Origin of the sequence: Thioalkalivibrio sp. ALgr3, assembly GCF_000377325.1 — a bacterium.
Classification (GTDB): Bacteria; Pseudomonadota; Gammaproteobacteria; order Ectothiorhodospirales; family Ectothiorhodospiraceae; genus Thioalkalivibrio.
Genome location: NZ_KB897979.1, coordinates 144,622 through 170,928, shown reverse-complemented (window position 1 = coordinate 170,928; position 26,307 = coordinate 144,622). Strand labels below are relative to the sequence as shown.

The 26,307-nt window shown below is 68.5% G+C and carries 20 protein-coding genes and 2 pseudogenes; 10 read left to right on the top strand and 12 right to left on the bottom strand.

The features are described from left to right. The gene (locus C998_RS0106490) at positions 1-960 is read left to right on the top strand and encodes an alpha-E domain-containing protein (protein WP_018870048.1); all 960 of its coding nucleotides are present in this window, start codon (positions 1-3) and stop codon (positions 958-960) included. Between the two features lie 30 nt (positions 961-990). On the opposite strand, the gene C998_RS0106485 is transcribed toward C998_RS0106490, so the two are convergent. The 3 genes from C998_RS0106485 to C998_RS0106475 all read right to left on the bottom strand — a co-directional run bounded on the left by C998_RS0106485 (position 991) and on the right by C998_RS0106475 (position 2,865). Next, entirely contained in the window at positions 991-1,794 is an 804-nt protein-coding gene (locus C998_RS0106485; protein ID WP_018870047.1) for a proteasome-type protease, read from the bottom strand. Between the two features lie 109 nt (positions 1,795-1,903). Continuing rightward, complete coding sequence (locus C998_RS0106480; protein ID WP_018870046.1) at positions 1,904-2,335, bottom strand: bacteriohemerythrin; 432 nt, start codon at positions 2,333-2,335, stop codon at positions 1,904-1,906. Positions 2,336-2,418: 83 nt separating this feature from the next. After that, positions 2,419-2,865, bottom strand: coding sequence for a bacteriohemerythrin (locus C998_RS0106475; protein ID WP_018870045.1), 447 nt, complete (start codon positions 2,863-2,865; stop codon positions 2,419-2,421). Between the two features lie 171 nt (positions 2,866-3,036). Between C998_RS0106475 and C998_RS0106470 the strand changes: the two genes are divergently transcribed. Next, positions 3,037-4,572, top strand: a complete 1,536-nt coding sequence (locus C998_RS0106470) for an L-lactate permease (RefSeq protein WP_018870044.1) — start codon at positions 3,037-3,039, stop codon at positions 4,570-4,572. Between the two features lie 40 nt (positions 4,573-4,612). Here the strand turns inward: C998_RS0106470 and C998_RS0106465 are convergent, their stop codons facing one another. Further along, on the bottom strand, positions 4,613-5,062 hold the full coding sequence (locus C998_RS0106465; protein WP_018870043.1) for a host attachment protein: 450 nt from the start codon (positions 5,060-5,062) through the stop codon (positions 4,613-4,615). 139 nt (positions 5,063-5,201) lie between these two features. Beyond that, entirely contained in the window at positions 5,202-7,613 is a 2,412-nt protein-coding gene (locus C998_RS0106460) for a bifunctional diguanylate cyclase/phosphodiesterase (protein ID WP_026279504.1), read from the bottom strand. A gap of 199 nt (positions 7,614-7,812) precedes the next feature. Between C998_RS0106460 and C998_RS0106455 the strand changes: the two genes are divergently transcribed. Next, complete coding sequence (locus C998_RS0106455; protein WP_018870042.1) at positions 7,813-8,832, top strand: DUF21 domain-containing protein; 1,020 nt, start codon at positions 7,813-7,815, stop codon at positions 8,830-8,832. 28 nt (positions 8,833-8,860) lie between these two features. On the opposite strand, the gene C998_RS0106450 is transcribed toward C998_RS0106455, so the two are convergent. Further along, positions 8,861-9,241, bottom strand: a complete 381-nt coding sequence (locus tag C998_RS0106450) for a YajD family HNH nuclease (protein ID WP_018870041.1) — start codon at positions 9,239-9,241, stop codon at positions 8,861-8,863. A 23-nt stretch (positions 9,242-9,264) separates the two neighbouring features. Next, positions 9,265-11,259 carry a site-specific recombinase gene (locus C998_RS0106445; protein ID WP_018870040.1) on the bottom strand — a complete coding sequence of 665 codons (1,995 nt, stop codon included), beginning with the start codon at positions 11,257-11,259 and terminating at the stop codon, positions 9,265-9,267. Between the two features lie 156 nt (positions 11,260-11,415). On the opposite strand from C998_RS0106445, the gene C998_RS0106440 reads away from it, so the two are divergent. Both C998_RS0106440 and C998_RS0106435 read left to right on the top strand, forming a co-directional pair. After that, complete coding sequence (locus C998_RS0106440; RefSeq protein WP_018870039.1) at positions 11,416-12,030, top strand: BMC domain-containing protein; 615 nt, start codon at positions 11,416-11,418, stop codon at positions 12,028-12,030. A gap of 5 nt (positions 12,031-12,035) precedes the next feature. Beyond that, positions 12,036-12,641, top strand: a complete 606-nt coding sequence (locus C998_RS0106435) for an NUDIX hydrolase (protein WP_018870038.1) — start codon at positions 12,036-12,038, stop codon at positions 12,639-12,641. Between the two features lie 81 nt (positions 12,642-12,722). On the opposite strand, the gene C998_RS0106430 is transcribed toward C998_RS0106435, so the two are convergent. From C998_RS0106430 to C998_RS0106420, 3 genes are all read right to left on the bottom strand, one after another. Next, positions 12,723-13,352 carry a hypothetical protein gene (locus C998_RS0106430; RefSeq protein WP_018870037.1) on the bottom strand — a complete coding sequence of 210 codons (630 nt, stop codon included), beginning with the start codon at positions 13,350-13,352 and terminating at the stop codon, positions 12,723-12,725. A gap of 321 nt (positions 13,353-13,673) precedes the next feature. Further along, entirely contained in the window at positions 13,674-15,392 is a 1,719-nt protein-coding gene (locus C998_RS0106425) for a proline--tRNA ligase (protein WP_018870036.1), read from the bottom strand. Positions 15,393-15,440: 48 nt separating this feature from the next. Then, positions 15,441-15,782: a phenylpyruvate tautomerase MIF-related protein gene (locus tag C998_RS0106420; RefSeq protein WP_018870035.1), complete on the bottom strand. Its 342-nt coding sequence runs from the start codon at positions 15,780-15,782 to the stop codon at positions 15,441-15,443. 288 nt (positions 15,783-16,070) lie between these two features. Between C998_RS0106420 and C998_RS0106415 the strand changes: the two genes are divergently transcribed. The 5 genes from C998_RS0106415 to C998_RS0106395 all read left to right on the top strand — a co-directional run bounded on the left by C998_RS0106415 (position 16,071) and on the right by C998_RS0106395 (position 24,951). After that, positions 16,071-17,120 carry an efflux RND transporter periplasmic adaptor subunit gene (locus C998_RS0106415; RefSeq protein ID WP_018870034.1) on the top strand — a complete coding sequence of 350 codons (1,050 nt, stop codon included), beginning with the start codon at positions 16,071-16,073 and terminating at the stop codon, positions 17,118-17,120. Continuing rightward, positions 17,117-20,419: an efflux RND transporter permease subunit gene (locus C998_RS0106410; protein WP_018870033.1), complete on the top strand. Its 3,303-nt coding sequence runs from the start codon at positions 17,117-17,119 to the stop codon at positions 20,417-20,419. The genes C998_RS0106415 and C998_RS0106410 overlap by 4 nt, the downstream gene beginning before the upstream one ends. Positions 20,420-20,662: 243 nt before the next feature. After that, positions 20,663-20,881: a hypothetical protein gene (locus tag C998_RS0106405; RefSeq protein WP_018870032.1), complete on the top strand. Its 219-nt coding sequence runs from the start codon at positions 20,663-20,665 to the stop codon at positions 20,879-20,881. Between the two features lie 19 nt (positions 20,882-20,900). Further along, positions 20,901-21,107 (top strand): hypothetical protein, encoded by a 207-nt coding sequence (locus C998_RS0106400; protein WP_018870031.1) that lies wholly within the window; start codon positions 20,901-20,903, stop codon positions 21,105-21,107. Next, complete coding sequence (locus tag C998_RS0106395; protein ID WP_018870030.1) at positions 21,091-24,951, top strand: PAS domain-containing protein; 3,861 nt, start codon at positions 21,091-21,093, stop codon at positions 24,949-24,951. The genes C998_RS0106400 and C998_RS0106395 overlap by 17 nt, the downstream gene beginning before the upstream one ends. Here C998_RS0106395 and C998_RS15360 read toward each other — a convergent pair. Continuing rightward, positions 24,942-25,571 (bottom strand): annotated as a pseudogene (locus tag C998_RS15360) (spore maturation protein); the annotation flags it as partial. The gene C998_RS0106395 and the pseudogene C998_RS15360 sit on opposite strands and share 10 nt — an antisense overlap. Before the next feature lie 90 nt (positions 25,572-25,661). Continuing rightward, a pseudogene (locus tag C998_RS15355) lies at positions 25,662-26,291 on the bottom strand (nucleoside recognition domain-containing protein); the annotation flags it as partial. Positions 26,292-26,307 lie beyond the last annotated feature (16 nt).

Genomic DNA, 26,307 nt, shown 5'->3' with positions numbered 1-26,307 from the left:
ATGCTCTCGCGGGTGGCAGAACGGGTGTACTGGATGGCGCGCTATGTGGAACGGGCCGAGAACACCGCGCGCATGGTCATGGCCTTCAACCTGCTGGCGCTGGACATGCCGAAGGCGGTGCAGCTGTCGTGGAAGGGCCTGGTATCGGTCACCGGTCACGATGCCGAGTTCGAGTCGCATTACCAGCGCGAGGACGAGCGCAATTGCGTGAAATTCCTGCTGGCGGATGCCGACAACCCCGGCTCGGTGCTCTCGTCGCTGCGCGCGGCGCGCGAGAACGTGCGGACCACGCGTGATCTGGTGCCCTCCGAGGCCTGGGAGGTGATGAACGAGCTGTACCTGTTCGCCCGCGATCACATCGATCAGGGGATCACCAAGCGCGGGCGCTTCGAATTCCTGTCGCAGGTGATCCAGCGTTGCCAGATGCTGACCGGGCTGCTGGCCGGCAGCATGAGCCACGATGCGGCCTACGATTTCATCCGCCTGGGGCGCAATCTGGAGCGCGCGGACATGACCACCCGCCAGGTGGACGTCGGGGCGCTGCGGCTGCTCAAGCGCCACGACGAGCCGGCCGAGCCGTACGAAGGGCTGCTGTGGACCTCGATCCTGCGTTCGGAGGGCGGCTTCCAGATGTATCGTCTGCACGTGAAGCGCCGTATCAACGGCCCGGACGTGGTGCGCTTTCTGCTGCAGGACACGGCCTTCCCGCGGGCGGTGGCGCACGCCCTGACCGAGGTGCAGTCGGCGCTGGAGCGCCTGCCGCGCAACGAGATGCCGCTGCGGCTGGTCAGTCAGGCCCGGCGGCATGCCCTGAACGCCGATATCGACGCGCTGATCGCCGAAGGCGAGCTGCATGGCTTCCTGGAGGTCCTGCAGCGCGACGTGGCCGAGCTGCACCGCGCCAACGAGCGGACCTGGTTCCTGTTCCCGGAACACGCGCCCGCGCCGGACGCGGCCTGAGCCGGCCCGGGCTGTGTCGCGGCCCGGGCGTCAGGACTTCTTCTTCGCCCGGCGACTCACGCGAGTGCCGCGGTCCTTGCGCCCGTGGCGGTGTTCCCAGTCGAAGCGGGGCAGATCGGTGAAGGCCTTCTTCACGTTTTCGTCCCAGGCATGCGTCAGCGAGCGCAGGTATTCGTCCTCCGCCTCCAGGCAGAGGTAGTGATCCATCTCCTGGGTGTCGCGCTCGTACACCAGCACCTCGATCGGCGGCCCCACGGTCAGATTGGAGCGCACCGTGGAGTCGATGGAGACCAGAGCGCAGCGCGCCGCGTCGCCCAGCGAGGTGTCCGCCTCGATGATGCGGTCGAGGATCGGCTTGCCGTACTTGCTTTCGCCGATCTGCAGGAAGCGGGTGTGCTGCGAGGTGGTGATGTAGTTGCCCTGCGGATAGACCAGAAAGATCGCCGGGGGCTCGCCGGCGATCTGGCCGCCGATGATCAGGGTGGCATCGGCCTTCATCCCCGACTTCGACAGCGCCTCGGAATGCTTCTCCTGTTCCTCGCGGTTGATGCGTCCGAGGTATTCCGCCGCCTCCGACATGTGGGCGACGGTCGCGAGGTTCGGTTCGGCGGCGCCTTCCTGGCCGGCTTCCTCCATTTCGCGCTGCAGGCGACTGACCACCGCCTGGGTGGTGGCGAGGTTGCCGGCGGCGAGGACCACGAACAGGCGCTGTCCCTGGACCTCGAAGGTATGCATCTTGGAGTAGGTGCTGACCTGATCGACGCCGGCATTGGTGCGCGAGTCGGAGGCGAACACCAGACCGTCGTCCAGATCGATGGCGACACAGTAGGTCATCGGGCGGGCAATCCGGGCAGGGCGGAGTCCCGGGATACTAGGCGCCGCCAGCGGGTGCGTCAACGCGGGCCGGTCCGGCACCCGGGTGCGCGGACCGGCGGCCGGCCTCTCAGTTCTGCAGGATGCCGTTGGGTGCGTGGGAGCGCATCCAGTCGCGGACCATGTGGCCGTATTCATGGTCGTCCTTGCGGATATGGTTCATCAGCCAGTCGCGCAGGGTTTCGCCCAGTTCGCTGGCCACGTCGTGGCCGTCGGCGAAGTCCTGCTGATACTGGCGGATCCGCTGGCTGAACGCCTCGTGCGAGCGACGGTGCCGGTCCAGGTCGGGGTATTCCACGATCTCCAGCATCTCTTCCTCGAAGGCAAAGTGGGTCAGGGTGTAATCCACCACCTGGTCGAGCACTTCGTGGACCTCCTCGCGCGAGGCGCGGCCCTCGACGGCTTCGCACAGGCGGTTGATGTATTCGACGATGCGCTTGTGCTGGTTGTCGATGACCGGGATCCCGGTATCCAGATCGTCCGACCAGTGAACGTACGGCATGGCTCCATCTCCTGGTGATGTTATCGGTATGCGGTGCCCGCCGCGTGGCGGCCCTCCTCCGCCACACGGGAGCGGCGGGGCGTTCAGCGGCCGAAGAGCTTGCTGAACAGTCCCCGGTTGTGGGCCGTGTCGGCCCCGGTGTGCTGGCGCACGAGCTCGGCGTAATCGGCGTCGTCGTGCTTGATGTGATTGACCAGCCAGGTCTTGAGTACGGTGTGCAGTTCGCGGGCGATGTCCTCGCCGTTCTCGAACTGTTCCTTGAAGGTTTCCACCCGCCGGATGAACAGGCCGTGCACCCGCTGATGGGCGCGCAGGAACGGGTAGCCGGCTTCCTCCATCATTTCTTCCTCGAAGGTGAAGTGCGACTGGGTGTAGTCGATCAACTGGTTGATGACATCGCCCACCTCGTCGCGATCGCTGTTCTCGATCGCGTGATGGAGCTCGTTGATGTAGTCAACGATGCGCTTGTGCTGGTTGTCGATGACCTCGATCCCGGTGTCGAGATCGCTGGTCCATTCCATGTGTGCCATTCGCTGCTCCGGGCCACGGATGTGGGACTGAGAATGTCGTCACGCGAGGATACGGTATGTCGACGCCTTTGACAGTGATTCGGCTCATAATCATCGGCGGTCGGGTTGTGCGCGGCCATGCCGGATCCGTGTACCCTCGGGCCTTTATGCAGGCCGCCCGCGGGAGAGGACATGACGCTGTTCTGGGTAACGCTGGTTCCGTTCGCACTGCTGTTCGTGCTCCTGGTGTTCCTGCGCCGGCCGGCGTACGAGGCGGCGCCGCTGGCGTGGCTGGCCACGCTGCTGATCGGGCTGTTCGTCTGGCAGCTGCCGGGCACGGTGGTGGCGACCAGTCTGGCCAATGCCGGGGTCGTGTTCCTGGAGGTGATGCTGATCATCACCGTGGCCCTGCTGATGCTGAACGTGCTGATCCGGACGGGGCACCTCGACACCATCCAGGGCGCGATCGCGCGGGTCTCGGACGACCGCCGGGTCCTGGCGATGCTGCTGGGCTGGGGCCTGGTCGGCTTTGTCGAGGGGATCGCCGGTTTCGGGACCCCGGCGGTGCTGGCCGCGCCGCTGCTGGTGTATTTCGGCCTGCCTCCGCTGAAGGCGGTGGCCATCGCGCTGATCGGCAATTCCACCGCGGTGCCGTTCGGGGCCGCGGGGACCCCGGTGGTGATCGGCTTTTCCGGGCTGGGGCTGAGCGAGGACACCATCGGCCAGGCGGTGTTCCAGACGGCGGCGATCCACGGGACCCTGGGGGTGTTCATCACGGTGTTCATCGCCTGGGTCGCGACCCTCGGCGAGGAGAAGGGCCGTTTTCGCGAGTTCATCCCGTTCGCGGTGTTCTCGGGTCTGGCCTTCGGGCTGCCGTATTTCCTGGTGGCCTGGCTGGTGGGGCCGGAACTGCCGGCGATCATCGGCGGGGTGAGTGCGATGGCCCTGATCGCCTGGGCGGCGCACCGCGGCTGGCTGCTGCCGGTGCGCGGGGGTCGCGAGGCGGCCGAGCCGGTGGATACGCGCGGGGTGCTGCGTGGCCTGGTTCCGTTTTTCGTGATGGCCGTGGCCCTGATCCTGTCGCGTACGGTGGGGCCCCTGCGCGAATGGCTGGCGGCAGTGGAGATCGGGTTTGCCGGGCTCCCGGGCGTCAGCCCGGATCAGACCCTGCAGCCACTGTTCACCCCGTATTTCTATTTCCTGCTGGCCCTGATCACCGCGATGTTCCTGTTCCGCGTGGATCGCGCGACCCTGGGCGGGGCGGCCGTGGCGACCTGGCAGCGGGTACGTATCGCCGCGATCGTTCTGGTGTTCATCATCAGCCTGACCCAGCTGCTGCTGATCTCCGCGGACAACGGTGCCGGGCTGCCGTCCATGCCGCAGGTTCTGGGACAGGGGCTGGCGGAACTGCTGGGCGGGGGTTTCGTGCTGTTCAGTGCCTTCGTCGGTGCCCTGGGCTCGTTCATGACCGGCAGTGCCACGGTCTCCAACCTGCTGTTCACCGGGCTGCAGGTGGATACCGCGGAGGCCCTGGCACTGGCGCTCCCGTCGATCCTTGCCCTGCAGCTGATCGGCGCCGGCGTGGGCAACATGATTTCGCTGCAGAACATCGCCATGGCCGCCGGCGCGGCGGGGCTGGAGGCGCGCGAGGGTCAGGTGATCCGCGAGACGATCATCCCCGTGCTGGTGGTGTGTACCAGCGCCGGGCTGCTGATGCTGGTGTGGTGAGCCGCCCCCGGTACGGGGGCGGCGGGGTGCGTGGATCGGTTCAGTACAGGAAGTCCGGGAGGTGCTTGCGCAGGTCGGCGGGCTTTTCCACCTTGGTGACGTTCTTGGCGACCTCCGCGGTCACGGTCTGCGCCACCTGGCGGTCCAGGAGTTCGCGCAGCGCGCCCAGGAAGGAGGGCGCGGCCACGATCACCAGATGCTGAAAACTGCCCGCGTGGTGAGCCTCGCGCAGGCGCTCGGCGAGCTGACGGGCGAAACGGTCGCGTTCCTGAACACCGGGGTCGGTGGGATCCTGCATCGCATGGCGGCCGTCCCCGCCCGTGCTGCCCCAGCTGCGTCCGGGCCGGTCGGAGACCAGGTCCTGATTGTGGGCCCGGGATTCGCTGTGACTGAGGGCCTCGACATCCTGCATGTTGCTGCAGGCCCGGCCTTCACAACTGAGGATGCGCGCGCGCGCGGCATCGGCAACCACGATCCAGACGTTGTTCATGCATTTCCTCCCGTAGATTGACGTGGCGGGTACCCGTGACGGCCGGGGACGTATCCCGGGCCGCGGGTCGGCCCAATTCGGGAGTGTAGATGCCGGGGCGGCCCTTCGGGTGACGAATCCGCCGCGTGCGTGATCCGGATCACTCGACCGGGGCCGGGGCGGAGGTCTGCGACGGCGTACAGGCGGCCAGCGGGGCGGGCATGGCCAGGCCGTAGCCCTGGCCGTAGGGGATGCCCAGGGCCCGCAGGTGGTTGCCGATATGTTCGTTCTCGACGTGTTCGGCGATGGTGGTCAGGCCGACGATGCCGCTGATGTCATGGATGGCGCGCACCATGGCGAGGTCGATGGGGTCGTGCTCGATGTCCTTGACGAAGCTGCCGTCCACCTTGAGAAAGTCCACCGGCAGGTTCTTCAGATAGGCGAAGGAGGACAGGCCGCTGCCGAAATCGTCCAGCGCGAACAGGCAGCCTTCGCCACGCAGCTCGCGCATGAAGCGCGCGGTGCGGGTCAGGTTGCCGACCGCGGCGGTTTCGGTGATCTCGAAGCACAGGCGGTGGCCGGGGATGCCGGCCGAGCGCACCCGTTCCAGCAGGAATTCGGGGAAGGCCTCGCTGTTGAGCGCGGTGCCGGAGATGTTGATCCCGATGACCGGCAGTTCGGCACCGCGGGCCTGGCAGTCCTGCATCCATTCCAGTGCGGTTTCCACCACCCAGCGATCCAGCTGGCACATCAGATCGTATCGCTCCGCCGCCGGGATGAAGGTCCCCGGGGGAACCGGGTTGCCGTGCTCGTCGCGCAGCCGGAGCAGGAGCTCCTGGTAGGCGGGTGGTCCGTCGTCCAGTGCGAGCACCGGCTGAGCCCAGAGTTCGAATTCTCCGCGTTCGATCGCCTGGGGGATGCGGCTGACCCAGTGCATCTCGCCCGCGCGATCGGCCAGATCGACATCCTGCGGGGTGTAGACGCGGACCTGATTGCGTCCCGAATCCTTGGCTGCGTAGCAGGCGGTGTCGGCGTGGCGCAGCAACTGCTGGGTGGACTCGGATTCGCTGTCCACCGGCACGACGCCCAGGCTGGCCGACAGGGCAAAGACGTTGTCTTCCCAGAAGAAGCGCATGCCGGCGATCTCGCTGGCGATGCCCACGGCCATCTGGCTGCCCTGCTCGATGTCGCAGTCCTGCATCAGGATGCCGAATTCGTCGCCGCCCAGACGCGCGAGGTGGTCCTGCGGCCGCATGATGCTGCGCAGCATGCCCGCGATCTGGCGCAGCATCTCGTCACCGGCCTGGTGGCCGCGGGTGTCGTTGATCAGCTTGAACTGGTCGAGATCGAGATAGCACAGCACATGCGGGCGTCCGTCGCTGCGGGCGCCGTGCAGGGCTTCCTCGACCAGCTGCTCGAAACGTCGCCGGTTGATCAGGCCGGTCAGGTCGTCGTGCGAACTGTAATAGGCCATGTGCTGCAGGGCCTCGCGGACTTCGGACACGTCGCGCAGGACGATGACGTGCCCGCGTGCGGTGCCGTCGGTGTCCTGCACCGGGGTGACGGTCAGCTGGACCGGCAGGCGGGACCCGTCGGAGCGCCGGAGGACCTGCTCGTCGGTGCCGGCCCCGTGCTCGCTGGCCGGGGGGCCGGCCCCGGGGGTCAGCGGGTCCGGGGGGCGGCCGGTACTTTGGTCTTCCAGCTGCAGCACCCGTTCGAGCGGCTGTTCGGTCAGTGCTTCGACCGGCTGGTGCAGCAGTCGGGCGGCCATCGGATTGGCGTAGTCGATCCGGCCGGTGGTGTCCACGGTCAGCACGCCGTCGCAAATCGAGGCCAGGGTGGTCTGCGCGCGGCGCTGTTCACGCGCGTGGCGGGCACGCTGCTCGTCGATGATCGCCTGCTGATGCCGGCGTTCCAGGCGCATACCCAGCCATTCGGCACACAGCCCGAGGAAGCCGCGGACCACAGGGTCGGGCGGGCGGCGGGTGCGGTGGCCGCGGCGACAGGCGGCCAGGACCACGGGCTCCGGCAGATCGATCGGCACCCGCACGAGATCCACCCGTCCGGCCGCCGGCAGCTCCAGTTCCTGTCCGGGGAGGCTCCGGGGAACCGGCTCTTCGGCGCCGCGCGTGCACAGCGCGGCGGCCCGCTCCTCTATCAGACAGGCCGGGCGCTGCGGATCGCGCGCCCAGTGGGCCAGACGCTCGATGCCCGTGTCGCCCTGCCGGAACAGCGCGATCTCGTCACTGTCCAGCTCGCCGGCTGCGGCCTCCAGCAGACGGTGGAAGGCCCGGGCGTCGTCCTCCGCTTCCGGCTCGCGGGTCCCGGCCGTGACCGCGGCGAAGGCGCGCAGCACGTGGGTGTGCGACGCGAGCACGCGGATGCGCGCGAGCATGATGCCGAACAGCAGCCCGACCGCCGACGGGATGACGAACAGCTGCGGCGGGAAGCCGTCGACGGCGTAGACGAAGCGCACCTGGACCACCGCCAGCACGGCGACGATCGCCACGGCCAGCGCCGTATAGCGCAGATAGATCGGCCAGGTGTCCCGCCAATCCGGATGCTTTTGCATGTTTCCCCCTTCAGGAAACGCACACATGAATCAGCGTTTCCTTAACGGACCGCGTGGCTTTTTTGTGCTCTGGCGGCCCCTCCTTTGGTCGCCGCATACGCTACACCGCGAGGCGCAGCGGGTACAGTCCGGCGGAACCGATCGCAGTGCCATCCGGGTGTGGGATACTGGCGGCATCAAGCGACCGCCGGGGGCGAGGATGACGACTGCGCTGACCTGGATCGGCGTGCTGCTGTGCCTGTCGCAGTCGGCGATCCTTTCGGGACTCAACCTGGGGCTGTTCGCCCGCAGCAAGCTGGAACTCAAGGTGGAGGCCAGCAAGGGGGACGCGCGGGCGCAGCGGGTCCTGCACCTGCGCGAGGATTCCAACTTTGCGCTGGTGACCATCCTGTGGGGCAACGTGGGCGTCAACGTCCTGCTGGCGCTGCTCTCCGGCTCGGTGCTCGGCGGGGTCGCGGCGTTTCTGTTCTCCACCGTGGTCATCACCATCTTTGCCGAGATCATCCCGCAGTCGTATTTTTCCCGCCACGCCCTGCGCGTGGCCTCCGTGCTTTATCCGGTGCTGCGTTTCTATCAGTTTCTGATGTATCCGGTCGCGCGGCCCACTGCGTGGGTGCTGGACCGCTGGCTGGGCGGGGAGGAGATCCGCTATTTCCCGGAACGCGACCTGCACCAGGTGCTGGATCTGCACATGCGTGCGGGCGAGAGCGAGATCGCGCGGGTGGAGGGGCGCGGGGCGCGCAATTTCCTCGAGCTGGACGACATCGCGGTGCGCCACGAGGGCGAGCCGGTGGATCCGGCCAGCATTCTGACCCTGGAGTTCGACGGGGACCGGCCGCGGTTTCCGCACATCGAGCCGCGGGTGGACGACCCGTTCCTGCGCAGCATCAACCGGGCGGCCTGCTCCTGGGTCATCCTCACCGACTCGACCGGCGAGCCCCGCCGGGTGCTGCGGGCTGCGGATTTCACCCGCGAGGCCCTGTTCGCGCCCGAGAGATTCGATCCGCTGCACCATTGCCTGCATCCGGTGGTGGTGCGCGACGGCAACCGGCGGCTGGGCGGATTGATCCCGCATTTCCGCGTGCGTCCGGCGCACGAGGGGGACACCGTGCTGGGCGAGGACGTGATCCTGCTGTGGGGAGAGCACCGGCGCATCCTCAGTGGCAGCGATATCCTCGGCCGGCTGCTGCGGGGCGTGGCGCGCGCTACGCCGGAGTGATCGCCCGGGAGGCGCGGGGCGGCCCGGTTCAGTCCTTGCCCGGGTCCTTCAGGCGCTCGGCGAGGTCGGCGAACGGGTTCCAGGTGGCGCCCCCGGAAGCCGCCGCAGCGCCGGACCCCGCGGCGGACGGCCCCGCCGCACGCGCCTCGCCATGGCGCTGGTGCTCGTTGTCGTGGCAGTACAGGCACAGCAGTTCCCAGTTGCTGCCATCCGGCGGGTTGTTGTCGTGGTTGTGGTCGCGGTGGTGGACCGTGAGTTCGTGCAGGTTGGCGCGGGTGAACTCGCGGCCGCAGCGCCCGCAGACCCACGGGTACATGCCCAGGGCCTGCTCGCGATAGCCGCGTTCGCGTTCGTCCCGCTCGCGCCGGGCGCGTGCGACCAGATCGTCCAGACGTTTCGAATCGCTCATGCCCGGAGCATAGCCGTGCGCGCTCAGTCGCGCGAGCGCGGGGGCGGCAGCAGGAATTCCGCCGGGTGGCGCCGCAGGTGGCGGCCGTAGGCGCGCAGCAGCCGCGCCGGGGAGCCGATGCGCACGCCGCGGGCGCGCAGCGCCACGTACAGTGCCAGGCCGAAGCTGACCCACAGGTTGATCGCACCGATCAGCAGCACGAACGCCAGGAACAGGCCGAAGGTGGCCAGGGCGAGTCCCTCGTTCACCGTGACGTAGCCCAGGTTGGCCGACGCGAACGCCACGTGCTGGATATCCAGCGGCAGCCCGGTGAGATAACCGACATAGCCGGTCGCCCCCAGCAGGGCGCCGAACACCATGTTGCCGAGCACGGCGCCATAGTGGTAGCCGACCCAGTTCGCCAGGCCGTGGCGCGCCCGCTGCGGCAGCAGGCGCCGCAGCAGCGGGTGTTCGCGCAGGCGCCCGGGCAGGTCGAGATAGGCGCAGCGGTTGTCCAGCCAGCCGGCCACCAGCCCGGATACGAACAGCCAGACCCCGGCGATGGCCGCGAACAGCAGGGCGAGCCCGGCGAGCGGGCGCAGGCCGTCCAGCAGATAGTCGGCCTTCGTGCTGTCCAGTACCGGCTGTTCGAAGACCGACAGCGCGAACAGGCCGATAAACAGGGCCATGGGCAGGGCCACACCTACGTTGCCGAGGATGGCGGCGAACTGCGAACGTCCGACCCGGACCAGCAGATCGGCGAGTTTCGACGGGTCGGCGGTGCCGCGTTCGGTCTGTTCGATGGCCGCGGCCATGCGTGCCGCGGTCATCGCGGGCTGCTTGGTGGCCACCGTCAGGTGCAGCATGTGGATCAGCACGAAGCCCAGGCCATAGTTGAGGCTGGACCAGAATGCGTACCAGCCCTCCGACAGTCCGAGGTGGCCGATCTGGATCTTGATCAGGGCCATCAGCGCGATGATCACCCCGGCCCCGGCGCCGGACCCGAGCATGCCGAAGTATTCCTGGCGTCCCCGGGTGATGTATTTCTCGCCGGTGTCGGAGACGTGCTGGGTCACGCTGCGCGAGACCTGGCGGATGTTGTCCTGCCACAGGGCGCGCACGCCGTGGCGCCGGGCGCTGGTGGTCACCAGCTCGCGGAACAGGCCGACGGCGGTGGCGCGGGTGGTCGCGGATTCTTCGGGCTCGAGCAGATCCAGCAGCTTGTGGATGCGCGCCAGCGTCTGGTTCAGCCGCTCCAGCAGGTGTGTCAGCGACAGGCTGTTGCCGCGGCTGTGCGACAGCGTGCGCAGCTTCTCGATCTGCTCGGCGCACTGCTCCAGCAGGACCCGCGCATGGCGGTCGTCACGGCGCTCGCGGGTCGGGTCCTGCAACCAGGCGCGGTACTCGCGCACGTAGGCCGCGATCTCGCGTTCCTGCGCCACGAAGGCCGAATTGCGCTCGGCGATCGACGGATCCAGACGCAGGAGTTCGGGTTCCAGCTCCTCCGCCGCGATCCAGATCGAGAGCATCTCCAGGGCGTAGAGGATCTCCTCGCGGGCCCGTTCCAGGACTCCGGGGTGTTCGCCGGAAAGACAGCCGAGCGCGCTCAGCAGGCGCAGCCAGGCATCGTCCGGCAGGCGTGCCACCCAGACCGCGTCGTCCGGATCGTGGAACACGTGATAGAGCACGTCGCGCAGGTCGGTGCGATCCATCGGCGACGGGTTGATGCGCTCGTACAGCAGTTCCGCGGCCTCGCGGAAGAAGCCGCGGCGCGAAAACAGTCCGATCCCGGTGTACAGCGTCAGGTGGCGGGCGTCTTCCAGCCCGGCTTCCAGGCGTTCACGCAGGCGTTCGCGCAGCGCAGGCTGGTCCTGCAGGGCCAGTACCAGGGATTCCAGGCGCGCGATCACCGGAGCGACATTGCGCGGGTCGTCCGGGCGCAGCCAGTCGACCAGGCGCCGGAGGATCTCCGCCAGGTCGATGTCGGGGTCGTCTTCGAGGGCGGTCAGCAGGTCCGCGGGGTCATCGGCTTGCGACATGGGATTCGGGCTGGATTCCGGATGATGGCGCGAAGCTTATCATTCGTTCCCGGTGACCGCGCGCCCGCGGATTTGCCCGCGGATTTGATCGGTGTCGCCCCGCAGTCCAGAATACGCCCCCTGCGGCCGGCCCCGGCGACCTTCCCGACGAGATCGATGATCAAGCTCCGTACCTACGTCTACATGGACTCCCTGCAGCCGCAGCTGGCGGCCTACATGGCGACCGTCTCGCAGGGATTCCCGCCGGTGCCGGGTGACTCCTGCCTGTGGGTGGAGGTCTCGCCGGGCATGGCCGTGCACCGCCTGACCGACATCGCGCTGAAGTCCACCCGCGTGCACCTGTCGCAGCAGGTGGTGGAACGCGAATACGGCTCGATGGTGGTGCACCAGCGCGACGACTCCGACGTGCAGGAGGCCGGGCGCGTGCTGCTGTCGCGCATGGGGGCCGAGGTCTCCGACCGCCAGCAGTGCAACATCCCGTGGCAGGAGATCATCCGCGGGATGTCGCCCGACCACACGGTGCTGATCAACCGCCAGAACCGTCGCGGCTCGATGATCCTGCCGGAACAGAGCATGTTCATCCTCGAAGCCGAGCCGGCGGGCTACATCATCTATGCCGCCAACCAGGCGCTGAAGGCCGCGCATGTGACCCTGATCGACGTCAGCGCGGTGGGGGCCTTCGGCCGGCTGATCCTGGCCGGCAGCGAGGCCGACATCGACGAAGCGGCGCGCGCCGCCAGCGCCGCCCTGGAACGCCCTGCGGGAACCTGAGCGCCATGCATCGCGAACAGCTGCTGCATCTGCTGCAACGTCACCAGACCCCGTTCATCGAGGAGGCGGGCTTTCGCCGCCGCGCGCTGGATTTCGTCCGCCGGCACCCCGACTGCTTCAACTGCGATCTGCTGCCGGCGCATGTCACCGGCTCCGCCTGGGTCCTCAGCCCCGACCGCGAGCGGGCGCTGATGCTGCTGCACGGCAAGCATAACCGCTGGTTCCAGCCCGGCGGCCATGCGGACGGTCAGGCCGACATCCTCCAGGTGGCCCTGCGCGAGGTGCACGAAGAGACCGGGCTGGCGCGCGAGCACATCCGGCTGGTCGCCGAAGACGTCTTCGACCTGGATATCCACACCATCCCCGCCAGCCCCGAGTTCCCGCAGCACGACCACATCGACGTGCGCTTCCTGGTGGAGATCGACGACCGCCTGGAGATCCCCGGCAGCCACGAGTCGCACGCGGTGCTGTGGGTGCCGCTGCAGCACGTCTCGCGCTACAACAACAACCGCTCCTGCTGGCGCATGGTGGAAAAGAGCCGCCGACTGCGCACTGCCGAGCATGTCGACGACCCGGTGCCGGCCCACCGGGTGCCGGGTCCGGGGTACTGATTCGCTGATTCGCGGCCAGGGCTGCCCCGATGCCTGTGGGAGCCTGCTTGCAGGCGAACAGGGCGGGGCCGGCCCGCTTGTTCAGAACCGGCGGGAACCATGCCCGGGCAGGGGCACCGCCTCCACGTGGACGCGCACGTCGCGCAGCTCCAGTGGCCCGTCGGAATCCACCCGGCGGGTCTCGCCGCGGCGCCAGCCGGAGCGCCACGGCAGGCGGGCCGCGCCGTACTCGTTGCGGCCACGGGACGGCAGATCCAGCAGCAGCAAACCTTCGCGGTAGGCGACCTTCATCTCCCCCGAACGTCGTTCGCTGTGGACCTCCACCGTGCGTGTCTCGCCATCCGCCAGGGTGAAGGCCAGCGGGGCATAGCGCCGTTCGCGGCCGCCGATGCGCATCCGCCCGCGTTCCAGGCTCACGCGGATCAGGTCACCGAAGTGCCCCTCCTCGCCGCGGTGGATGCGATCGATGCGCGCCTGACGTTCCGCGCGCTCGCGCGCCTCGATCTTCTGCTGCTCGCGCCGGGTCTGTTCGCGCTCCTTCTGCACCGACTCCCAGGCGCGCATCGCCTCCTGGCGCTCGGATTCGCTCATCTGCTCCCAGTGCTCCTCCGGCACGCCGTAGATACGCGGGGCACAGGCGGCCAGCATCAGCGCCAGGCTCAGCACGGCGGACATCAGGATGAGACGGGCAATGGATCGGGGCATGGTCATGGCGGCAATCCCTGTCGGATGGAACACGATGGCCGCCGGGGCGGCTCGGTCAGTCTATCCTGCCGGGGCCGCCTGAGTGGCGGCTGAACGGCCATGCCCCTGGCGGCTGTGCCACCCGCTGCCGCGCGGTTTCAGGCTGGCGCCCGGCGGTTGTGGGAGCTTGCTTGCAAGCGAACACGGCCTGCTGCCCCGGGTTGACCGCTGCCGACTCCGCAGCGTCAGCTCAAGGCCTGGCGGCAGCGGTCAAGCACGGGCACCAGCAGCCCGTTCGCTTGCAAGCAAGTTCCTGCAGCCGCATCCGGGCGCCGGTGCGGGTGGCGCCTACGCGCCGTGCCCCGTGCGTTCGCGCAGGGCCGCCACCAGTCCGTCCATCGGCAGGTGTTCGGCCTCGGCGGCGGTGCGGGCCTGGTATTCGAGTTCGCCGGCGTCCAGGCCGCGTTCGCCGATCACGATGCGGTGGGGGATGCCGATCAGCTCCATGTCGGCGAACATCACGCCGGGGCGCTGTTCGCGGTCGTCCAGCAGGACCTGGAAGCCGGCGGCCTCGAGCTCGTCGTGCAGCTGTTCGGCGGCATCGCGCACGCGCTGCGACTTCTTCGCGCCGATCGGGCACAGGGCGATGTCGAACGGGGCGATGGCGGTGGGCCAGCAGATGCCGCGCTCGTCGGAGTTCTGTTCGATCGCGGCGGCGACCACGCGCGAGACGCCGATGCCGTAGCAGCCCATGGTGACGATCTGCTCGCGGCCGTCCTCGTCCAGTACCCGGGCGCCCAGGGTCTCGGAATACTTGTCGCCCAGCTGGAAGATGTGGCCGACCTCGATGCCGCGGCGGATCTCGATGGGGCCGGAGCCGTCGGGCGCGGGTTCGCCCTCGGTGATGTTGCGCAGGTCGGCACCCTCCGGGCGCGGCAGGTCGCGTTCCCAGTTGACGCCGGTCAGGTGGTGGTCGTCCTCGTTGGCGCCGACCACCATGTCGGCCATGCCGAGCACGGCGTGGTCGGCCAGCACCGGGATCGGGCTGTCCATCGGGCCCAGGGAGCCGGGGTCGGTGCCGAACACGGTACGGATCTCGGCCGCCTCTGCCATGCGCAGCGGCTCGGCGATCCAGGGGTGCTTCTCGGCCTTCACGTCGTTGAGTTCGTGGTCGCCGCGCAGCACCAGGGCGACCAGATCGGCGTCGACCGCGTCGCTGGCGGCCACCACCAGGGTCTTGACCGTGCGTTCGGTCGGCACGTCGAGGAAGGCCGCGAGATCGGCGATGGTGTGGACGTCCGGGGTGGCGACCTTCTGCAGCGTCTCGGCGGGGGCGGCCGGCGCGGCCGGGCCGGGGCAGGGCGCGAGTTCGACGTTGGCGGCAAAGCCGCCCGGGGAGAAGGCGATCGCGTCCTCGCCGGAGGCGGCCAGCACGTGGAACTCGTGCGAGGCGTTGCCCCCGATCGCGCCGGTATCGGCTTCCACCGCACGGAAGTCGAGGCCGCAGCGCTGGAAGATGCGGCAGTAGGCGTCGTGCATCTGCTGGTAGGTCTGCCCCAGCGAGTCGGCATCCAGGTGGAAGGAGTAGGCGTCCTTCATCAGGAATTCGCGCGCGCGCATCACGCCGAAGCGCGGGCGGCGCTCGTCGCGGAACTTGGTCTGGATCTGGTAATAGTTCACCGGCAGCTGACGGTAGCTGCGGATCTCGCGGCGCACCAGATCGGTGATGACCTCTTCGTGGGTCGGGCCATAGCAGAAATCGCGTTCGTGGCGGTCCTTGATGCGCAGCAGCTCGGCCCCGTAGAAGTCCCAGCGCCCGGATTCCTGCCACAGCTCGGCCGGCTGGATGGCCGGCATCAGCACCTCCAGGGCCCCGGCGCGGTCCATCTCCTCGCGCACGATGTTCTCCACCCGGCGCAGCACACGCAGCCCCAGCGGCAGCCAGGTGTACAGCCCGGAGGCGAGCCGGCGGATGTAGCCGGCGCGCAGCATCAGCTGGTGGGAGACGATCTCGGCGTCGGCCGGGGTTTCCTTCAGGGTGTTCAGCGGGAATTGCGAGACGCGCATGGGGCTCGGGCCTTGTGGTCGGTGGTCGTGGAGCGGACGGAGTCGGGATCAGAACGTGGTGCCGTTGGTGCCCCAGAAATGGCGCGGGGCATCGGCGAACTCGATGTAGATGCGTGCCGGCTCCACGCCCAGTTCGGCCTGCAGGGTGTCGCACAGCTTGCGTGACAGCTCGCGGGTCAGGCCCTCGGGCAGGCCGATGCTCTTGAGTTCGCAGTAGGCGAGTGCCTCGGTGCTGCCGCCGAAACGCATGTGGGCGTTGTGGCCAAGGGCGACCATCACGTAGCCCTCGGGCTTGTTCAGCCATTCGGCAACCGCGGTCGACAGGCGGGCGGTGACGGCATCCGGATCGGCGGGCAGGGCAACGTTGGTCTCGATACGCAGCAGTGGCATGGCGGTCTCCCGGGAATGAAACGGCGGTCGGGGAACGTCCCCGTGCGGGTGCCGACATGATACGGACAGACGCGGCGCGGTGCAGGGGGTTGCAGGGCTTTGCTGCAAAACCGACGGGGAAAGCTATACTCCGGGCAGTTACCGGGGTTGCGGTCGGGGATTTGCCCGCCCGTGGCCGGCTCCGTTAAATTAGGGAAAACTAATATATTAAAGAACGGCCCCGTGACGGCTGATCGCCCCGCAAGAAGGGTGGCAGGAGAGGGCCGAATATCCGGAAGGGACCACACCATGACACGACTCCCGATCATCGGGGCCGCGCTGCTTGCGCTGGCTCTGCCGCTGGCGACTCAGGCCGATGACCTGCCCTTCGAGACGGTCGAGGCCGAGCGTCTGACCCTGCCGCAGGAGCGTCTGCTGGATGGCCGCGTCGAAGCGGTCCAGCGCTCCACCATCTCGGCCCAGACCTCGGGCCGCATCCGCGAGATCTACGTGGACGTGGATGACTTTGTCGAAGAGGACGAACTCCTGCTGCGCATCAGCGACGTCCAGCAACAGGCGCGCCTGAGTCAGGCCGAGGGTGACCTCGCCGATGCGCGGGCACGTTTCCGCGAGGCGCGCTCCGAGTTCGAACGCATCCGCGAGGTGTTCGAACAGGACGTGGTGTCGCGCTCCGAGTTCGAGCGCGCCGAGGCGCAGCTGGAATCCGCCCGTGCGCGCCTGCGCTCGGCCGAGGGGCGGGTGGACGAGGCCCGCGAACAGCTCGGCTACACCGAGGTCTACGCGCCGTATTCCGGGATCGTGACCGAGCGCATGGTCGAGGTCGGGGAATCGGTCTCGCCGGGTTCGCCGCTGCTGGCCGGGCTGAGCCTGGATCGCCTGCGGGTCGAGGTCGACGTGCCCCAGCGTCTGATGCCCGGGGTGCGGGATCGGCGCGAGGCCGAGGTCCTGCTGGATTCCGGCGAACGGATCGCTGCCGAGAGCCTGACCCTGTTCCCCTATGCACATCCGCAGAGCGCCACCTTCCGCGTGCGCGTGAACCTGCCCGAGGACGAGAACAACCGCGGTCTGTTTCCCGGCATGTTCGTGAAAACGAGCTTCGTGCTGGACGAGGTCGAGCGCCTGATGGTGCCGCAGGAGGCCGTGGCCTATCGCTCCGAGGTGATCGCGGTGTACGTGATCGACGACGAGGGCCGGGTGCGCTTCCGTCAGGTCCGCACCGGGCGCGAGCACGACGGCATGATCGAGATCCTTGGTGGCCTGCGCGAGGGTGAACGCGTGGCGCTGGATCCGGTGCATGCCGCGATCTATCTCAAGGAACACCAGCAGGTGACGCGATGAGCGGCGGCGGCACGGACGCGGCCCCGGAGCGCATGGGGATCTCCGGGCGCATTGCGAAGGCCTTCCTGACCACCCAGATCACCCCTTTGCTGGCCCTGGTGGGGCTGCTGCTGGGGCTGTTCGCCATCCTGGTGACTCCGCGCGAGGAAGAGCCGCAGATCAACGTCACCATGGCGGACGTGTTCATCCCGTTCCCCGGGGCCAGCGCCGAGGAGGTCGCCCATCTGGTGTCGACCCCCGCGGAGCAGGTGCTGTCCGAGATCGAGGGGGTGGACGACATCTATTCCACCTCGCGCCCGGACATGGCGCATATAACCATCCAGTTCGAGGTAGGCGAGGACCGCACCGCGGCGCTGGTGCGGCTGTACAACCAGGTCTTCTCCAACGATGACTGGATGCCGCGGAATCTGGGGGTCGGCGAGCCGATGGTGCGGCCGATGGGCATCGATGACGTGCCCATCGTCAACGTGACCCTGTGGACCGAGGACGAAGAACGTGGCGGACACGACCTGCTGCGCGTGGCCCACGGGCTGGAATCGGAACTCAAGCGGGTGCCCGGCACGCGCGACATCTACACCGTCGGCGGGCCCGACCACGTGGTCCACGTGCGCTTCCAGCCGGAGATGCTGGCGGCGCACAACCTCGCGGTGGACGACCTGCGCGAGGCCCTGGCGGTGTCGAATTTCTCGCGCGATGCCGGGCATCTGTATCAGGACGACGAGGAGATCCTGATCCAGGCCGGCGATTTCATCACCGAGCCCGAGGCGTTCGCGCGGCTGGTGGTGGGGATGCATGACGGACGTCCGGTGCATCTGGAAGACGTGGCCGAGGTCGAACAGGGCCCCGGCTATCCGAGCGAGCACGTACGCTTCGCCCATGGTGCCGCGGCCGAGGGCGGCGGGCACATCGGTCAGAGTCACCCGGCGGTGACCGTGGCGGTGGCCAAGCAGCCGGGCACCAATGCCCCCGATATCGCCGACCAGGTGATCGAGCGCCTGGACCAGTTGCAGGGCACCTACATCCCCGAGGGGGTCGAGGTCTCGATCACCCGCAACTACGGCGAGACGGCCGAGGACAAGGCCTCCACGCTGATCCAGAAGCTGATGCTGGCAACCGCGTCGGTGATCATCCTGGTGTGGATCGCGCTGGGCTGGCGCGAGGCGTTCATCGTCGGCGTGGCGGTCATCATTACCCTCGCGCTGACGCTGTTCGCGTCCTGGGCCTGGGGTTTCACCCTCAACCGGGTGTCGCTGTTCGCGCTGATCTTCGCCATCGGCATCCTGGTGGACGACGCGATCGTGGTGGTGGAGAACATCCACCGACACATGGTCCAGGGCGGGCGCAAGTTCCTCGAATCCATCCCGCTGGCGGTGGACGAGGTGGGCGGCCCGACCATCCTCGCGACCTTTACCGTGATCGCGGCGCTGCTGCCCATGGCCTTCGTCACCGGGCTGATGGGGCCCTACATGAGTCCCATCCCGATCAACGCCTCCATGGGGATGGTCCTGTCGCTGGCGGTGGCCTACGTGGTGACTCCGTGGCTGACCTACAAGGTGCTGCGGCGTCAGGCCGAACAGCACGAGGCCGGGGGCGGACACGGCGGACACGAGGCCGGCGAGGCGGCCTCCGATGGCCTGATGCGCCTGTTCAACTTCGTGCTGCGTCCCTTCCTCGGGACCGGCGGGCGCAAGAAGATCAACCGCATGGCGCTGTGGATCGGCACGCTGGTGCTGATCGTCGGCTCGGTGTCGCTGGCCTATTACCAGCTGGTGGTGCTGAAGATGCTGCCGTTCGATGACAAGTCGGAGTTCCAGGTGGTGCTGGACATGCCCGAGGGCACCAGTCTGGAACGCACCGGCCAGGTGCTGGGCGAGATGGCCGACTACCTCAAGACGGTGCCCGAGGTGCACGACGTGCAGACCTACGCGGGCACGGCCACGCCCATCAACTTCAACGGCCTGGTGCGGCAGTACTATCTGCGCGAGGGGAGCCATGTCGGCGACATCCAGGTGAACCTGACGCATGCCTCCGAGCGCGACCGACGCAGCCACGACATCGCGCTGTCGGTGCGCGACGAGATCAATGCCATCGCCGGGCGCCATGACGGCGCGGCGGTGAAGGTGGTCGAGGTGCCGCCGGGACCGCCGGTGATGTCGCCGATCGTCGCCGAGATCTACGGGCCGGACTACGACGGCCAGATCGAGGTTGCGAAACAGGTGCGCGAGGTGTTCGAGAACACCGAGGGCCTCACCGACATCGATGACTCGGTGGAACACCCGGGGCCGAAGAAGATCCTGCAGGTGGACCGCGAGCGCGCCGCGCATCTGGGCGTGCCCCAGCGGGCGGTGGTCGAGGCGATCGAGACCGCCCTGTCCGGCGAGGACGTAACCTATCTGTACGGCTCCAACATCAAGTATGCGGTGCCGGTGCGTCTGGAGTTCGATCGTGCGGAGAAGGGCAGCCTGGATCCGGTGCTCGGGCTGCGGGTCCGCTCGCAGAGCGGCGAACTGGTCCCGCTGGCCGAGGTCGTGAACGTGGTGGATTCGAGCCGCGAACACTCCATCCATCACAAGAACCTGCTCCCGGTGGTCTACGTGCAGGGCGATCTGGCGGGCGGAGTGGACAGCCCGCTGTACGGCATGTTCGACATGTTCTTCGGCCTGCGCGACCAGCCCATGGTCCATGGCGAGCCGCTGGAGCAGCGGTTCATCAGCCAGCCGGACAACCCGTACAACTTCAGCCTGAAGTGGGACGGCGAATGGCAGGTGACCTACGAGACCTTCCGCGACATGGGCATCGCCTACTCGGTGGGGCTGATCCTGATCTACCTGCTGGTGGTCGCGCAGTTCCGCTCGTACATGGTGCCGCTGATCATCATGGCGCCGATCCCGTTGACGGTGATCGGGGTGATGCCGGGGCACGCGTTCGTGGATGCGTTCTTCATGGACGCCAAGTTCACGGCGACCTCCATGATCGGGATGATCGCGCTGGCGGGGATCATCGTGCGCAACTCGATCCTGCTGGTGGATTTCATCAACGAGGAGCTGCGCCGCGGGGTGGATACCATCGAGGCGGTGGTGCATGCCGGTGCGGTGCGGGCCAAGCCGATCGTGCTGACCGGGCTGGCGGCGATGGTCGGCGCCGGGTTCATCCTCGATGACCCGATCTTCTCCGGGCTGGCGATCTCGCTGATCTTCGGGGTGTTCGTGTCCACGGTGCTGACCCTGGTGATCATCCCGGTGCTGTACTACCTGTACGTACGCAACCGGGTGGACCAGATCCGCGAGCAGGCGGCGTAAGCCGGCCCCGTCATTGCGAGGAGCGTAGTGACGAAGCAATCGCCATGGCGGCCCCCGGCCCCGGTGCACTGCGGGCAGCAACCGATTGCCACGTCGCCTTCGGCTCCTCGCAATGACACAGGCGGGGGCGAGTAGCGGCCCCGGCACGTTGTCGCATGGCAATGGCACGACCGGAGTCCGGCGTTTTCGCCGGGCGACGGTACCGGCATACAATCGGGGGACCGAACGAACCGGAGTGGCTCGATGAATGTGGACATGGGAGACGAGGGCCTGGATGTCACCGGGATCAGTCGTGAACAGTGCGCGACCCTGGTGGAGGCCCTGAAGGCCAGCAGCGATCAGAGTTTCATGGAGGATCCGGAGCTGCGCAAGCTGTTCAAGCTGCTCGCCGTGCTGCAAAGCGATCTGTGGGACGAGATGACCGCGGGTCAGTTCGATTTCAGTCAGTACAAGAAGCAGTAAGCCACTGCAGGAGACTGTCATGTCCGATCCGTCCGGCGGCCGCCCCTCGAATTTCGTCATCGGCAATATCCTGCTGGGGCTGGCGGCCCTGATGCTGTTCTTCTTCGTTCCGCTGTGGGAGCGGATCGGCGTGGTGGCCCTGTTCCTGTGGATGGTCCTCGCTGCGGCGGGGGTCTACTTCATCGTGAAGGACAAGGACATAACGCCCGGTGGACCGCCGAACTGATGCCCCCCGGACGGGGGAGCAGGCTGCCGGTATCGGGGGTTCGGACACCGTATCCGACGGGACTTCGCGGTCCGCTTTTCCGGCCTTTCTGAGCGCGCGCCTCGCACGCCTGCGCGACGCCGCGGGCGAGCTCGATCAGGGTGAATGCTCCGGGGACTGCGTGGATCGGCTGTATCGCGAGGTCAGCTCCCTGGCCCGCGTGGCCCGGACTCACGGGGTGCAGGAGATCCTGCGCCTGGCCGAGTCACTACAGGCCACCCTGGCCGGGCTGCGGGCCCGTCCGAATACCGCCGATCGCGAACTGCTGCGTCTGGGCCTTGCGCGCCTGGAGGCCGCCGCGGAGGCCTGGGCGCGTCAGGAACAGGGGGTGCCGGAGACCCGGCTCCAGCCGCAGGTGTCGGCGGATGCGGGTGGCGGCCGGGTGCAGGTGGTCGCGGAGGACCCGGAAGTCGGCGAGGCGGTGGCGGGCATGCTGCGTGATCACGGCTTCGCGGTCGTGCTGAGCGGCGCCGAACCGGACGCGGCGGGCGCCGGCGGGGTCACCGCGCGGGTGGTCTGCGTCGGCGAGGTGGCCCCGGAGTCCGCGGTGCTCGCGCGACTGCAGGAGCCGGGGCGCGGGTTTCTGCCGACCCTGGTGGTGGCGCGCTCCTGGAGCCCCGGGGCGCGCCTGCAGGCCGTGCGCGAGGGCGCGGCCCGCTGCCTCGATTACCCGCTGGCGGACGATACCCTGCTGGAACAGCTGGTGCAGATCGGCGGGGTCGTCGCGGAGACGGGGTATCGGGTGCTCCTGGCAAGTGCCCGCCCCGAGGCCGCCGACGACACCCTGGCGGCGGGCCTGCGGGAGGCCGGACTGACGGTGGAGGTCCAGCCGGACCCCGATGCCGCGCTGGTCCGCCTCCACGGCGGCGAGGTCGAGGTCCTGGTGCTGGATCTGGACGAAGGGGGGTGCAGTGCCGAGGAGTTCGCGGCCCTGCTGCGCACCCGCGACAACGGTTCCTCCATCCCCATGCTGGTCCTGACCGCCGACCCCGGGCGGGTGAACGAGCTGATGGCCCTGCACCCCGGGGCGAGCGGGGTGTTCCTCAAACCGGTGGAACCGCGCCGCCTGGCGGATACGGTGGTGGCGCGTGCCCGCCAGCAGCGGCAGATGGACGGGGTGACGCGTGCTTATCGCCAGGCGCTGTACGAGCGCGAGCGGGAACACCTGGCGGTCGACGAGCACGCGCTGGTGAGCATCACCGACGTGGCTGGCGACATCATCTATGCCAACGAGCGGTTCGCGCGGGTCAGCGGCTATAACGTATCCGATCTGCTGGGGCGCAACCATCGCCTGCTGAAATCCGGAATGCACGCCCCGGCTTTCTACGAGGAGCTCTGGGAGACCATTGCCGCGGGTCGCGTCTGGCAGGGCGAACTCTGCAACCGCGCGCGGGACGGCTCGCTGTACTGGGTCGAGACCACCATCGTTCCCTATCTGGACGGCGACGGCCTGCCGTATCAGTACGTGTCGATCCGCACCGACATCACCACGGTGAAGCGCCAGGAGCATCGCCTGCGCAGCAGCCAGCGCTTCGCCAACATGGGGACCTGGGAATGGACGCCGGGACGCGAGGAGCTGCAGTGGTCCGAGCGTATCGCGCCCCTGCTGGGCCACTCTCACGGAGAGCTCGAGCCCACGGTGGAAAACTTTCTCGGTGCGGTGCACCCGGAGGATCGCGAGCGGGTGGAAAACGCCATCCGCAGTTCCCTGCGTCGCGGGTCCTATCTCGAACTGGAGCACCGGGTGGTCTGGCCGGATGGCACGGTCCGCTGGCTGCTGCAGCGCGGTGACGTCGAGCGCGACGCCAGTGGCGGCGTGCTGCACATGCTGGGTGTGTCGCAGGACATCACCAAGCGCAAGCAGTCCGAGCTGGCCCTGACCCGACAGACCACGCGACTGCGTGAAGCCCAGCGCCTGGCGCGCGTGGGGCACTGGGAACACGATCCGGTGACCGGAGCGCTGTGGTGGTCCGACGTGGTCTACGAGATCTTCGCCCTGTCCCCGGGCGACGCCCCGGTAAGCATGGAGGGCTTTCGTGCGTTCGTGCACCCCGAAGATCGCGAGCGGCTCGACCGCGAATATGCCGGGGTGCTCACCGAGGGGCGGGGCGAGGTGTTTCTGCGCATCCGGCGCGATGACGGCGAACTGCGGCACCTGCATCTGATCGCCCATGGCGAAAGCACCGGGGGCCGGGAACAGAACGGCCGGCTGACCGGGACCGTTCAGGATGTCACCGAGCTGCAGCAGGCCCAGGAAGAACTGTCGCTGTTCCGGCGCATCTTCGAGGCCTCCGAACAGGCGATCTCGGTCGCCGATCGGGAGGGCCGCATGGTGTACAACAACCCTGCGGTGCTGGAGATGACCGGCTTCGAGGAGACCGAGCTGGCGGGCCGGTTCTATCACGAACTGATCCCGGAGGAGGCGGAACAGTCGGCGCGCGAGATCGACGAAATCCGCGAGGCCGGCGGGGCCTGGACCGGTCAGCTGCCGATCCGCTGCCGTAACGGCGCGGTATTCATGTCCAGCAGTACGATCGGTGTGGTGCGTGACCGCCGCGGCGAACCGCAGTACATCTTCAACATCTTTGGCGATTTTACCGCGGAGCTGCAGCGGCGCGCCGAGCTGCAGCGGGCCCGCGAGGAGGCCGAGCAGGCGAGCCGGGCGAAGTCCGACTTCCTGTCCAACATGAGCCACGAGCTGCGCACGCCGATGAACGCCATCCTGGGCTTTGCCCAGCTGTTGCAGCGCGACACGTCGCTGGGCGAGCGCCAGCAGAGTCAGCTGGACGAGATCGCCCGCGCCGGTCGCCACCTGCTGGAGCTGATCAACGAGATCCTGGACCTCGCGCGCATCGAATCGGGGCGGCTGCAGGTGATGCCGGAACCGGTGGACGTGGCGGACGTGGTGGACGAGTGCCTGTCGCTGCTGCGGCCGCTGGCACAGGAGCGCGAGGTTCGCCTGGAAGGCGCGCGGGCGGCCACCGCGGATGCCCCCCGCGTGCAGGCCGACCGTACCCGGCTGAAACAGGTCCTGCTGAATCTTTTGTCCAACGCCATCAAGTACAACCGCGAAGGCGGGCGGGTGACGCTGCTGGGCGCCCCGGGGCAACAGGGGCTGCAGCTGGAGGTGCACGACACCGGCCCCGGACTGACTGCCGAGCAGCAGGAACGGCTGTTCCAGCCCTTCGACCGACTGGAGGCGGACGCCAGCGGGGTGGAGGGCAGCGGGGTGGGACTCACCATCACCCGGCACCTGGTGGAGATGATGGACGGCCGGCTGGGCGTGACGAGTACGCCGGGCGAGGGTTCCTGCTTCTGGTTCGAACTGCCGCTGGCCGCGGACAGCGATCCCGGGGCAGCACCCGCGGGCGGGCCCGGTCACCCGGCCGCGACCGGCGCATCGGAACTGCCGGCGTCCGGCACGCCGCGCACGGTGCTGTGCATCGATGATCAGCCGGCCAACCTGCGCCTGATGGAAGAGGTCCTGGGGTCGGAGCCGGACCTGGAAACGGTGGTGGCCGAGACCCCCCTGAAGGGCCTGGAGGAGGCGGCACGGCTGGCGCCGGACCTGATTCTGCTGGATCTGGCGATGCCCGGCATGGACGGTTATCAGGTGCTGCGCGCGTTGCGGGCCGACGATCTGCTGGCCGCCGTCCCGGTGCTGGCGGTGACCGCCGATGCCACCGACCCGACGCGCGAGCGGGCGCTGGCGGCCGGTTTCGCCGAGGTCATCACCAAGCCGGTGGATCCGGCAGGGCTGCGGGAGCGGGTGCGCGCGTTCGCCCGCGACGCGGGTCAGAGGTAGAGCCAGGCGACGATCGCGACCGCGGCGACCACCGCCACCGCGTCGGCGCTCAGCGCGGCCGCCAGGGTGTGGCGGACCCGTTTGACCCCGATCGCGCCGAAATAGACCGCGAGCACGTAGAAGGTGGTCTCGGTGGAACCCTGCAGGGTGGACACCAGCATGCCGACGTGGGTATCCGGCCCGGTGGCGGGGTCCTGCATGATCCCGGCCATGATCCCGTAGGCCCCGGATCCGGACAGTGGCCGCAGCAGCGCCATCGGCAGGGCCTCGGCGGGCAGCCCGAAGGGCGTGGTCCACGGCCCGACCAGCCCGACGAACATCCCCAGCGCGCCGCTCTCGCGCAGCATGCCCACCGCGACCAGGATCGCCACCAGATAGGGGATGATCCGCAGGGCCACGTTGAAGCCCTCCTTTGCCCCCTCGACGAAGACCTCGTATACCGGCACCCCGCGCAGCACGCCATAGGTGAGAAAGCCGACCACCAGTCCCGGGATGATCCACGGGGCGATGGCCTGGCCGTAGATGATGGTCAGCGGGATGATCGCCAGCACCCCCAGCAGGACCAGGAGCGAGACCCAGGCGGGGTAGCCCTCGGCCGGGACCTCGATGTTCATCGGCTGGGGCTGCTCGCCCGGCTCCGTGTCCCGGTCGGCATCGGAGCGCCGGTCCCCGGTGGGGTTGGTTTCCGCATCGGGGTCGTCAAGGCCGCCGGGCGGGATCTCGCGGGTGGCCGCCGGGGGGCGGAACCAGCGTTGCAGGACCAGCGCGCTGGTGATTCCGGCGACCGTGGCGAACAGCGTCGCGAACAGCGTGGTCGGCAGGATGGCGGCCGGATCCTCCGAGCCCAGCGAGGCACGCAGCGCGATCACCCCGGTGGGCAGCAGGGTGATGCTGGAGGTGTTGATCGCCAGGAACAGCGCCATCGCGTTGGTGGCGGTGCCCGGGTGGGGGTTGAGCTTCTCCAGTTCCTGCATCGCGCGGATGCCGAAGGGCGTGGCGGCATTGCCCAGGCCCAGGATGTTGGCGGAGAAGTTCAGGATCATCGCGCCCATCGCCGGGTGTTCCGGCGGGACGTCCGGGAACAGGCGCACCATCAGCGGCCGCAGCAGACGGGCGAGGACGGTCAGCAGGCCGCCGGCCTCGGCGATCTTCATCAGGCCGAGGAACAGGGCCATCACCCCGACCAGCCCCAGCGCCAGCTCGACCGCGGCCCCGGCCGCCTCCACCGCGCCCTCGGAGAGTTCGGCCATCGGACGTTCGTCGGGATCGGTGGAGCGCAGCTCGCGCAGCGCCGCGGTGGCGAAGGCGATGACGACCAGCGCAAGAAAGATCGCGTTCATGCGCCGGGGGCCGCGA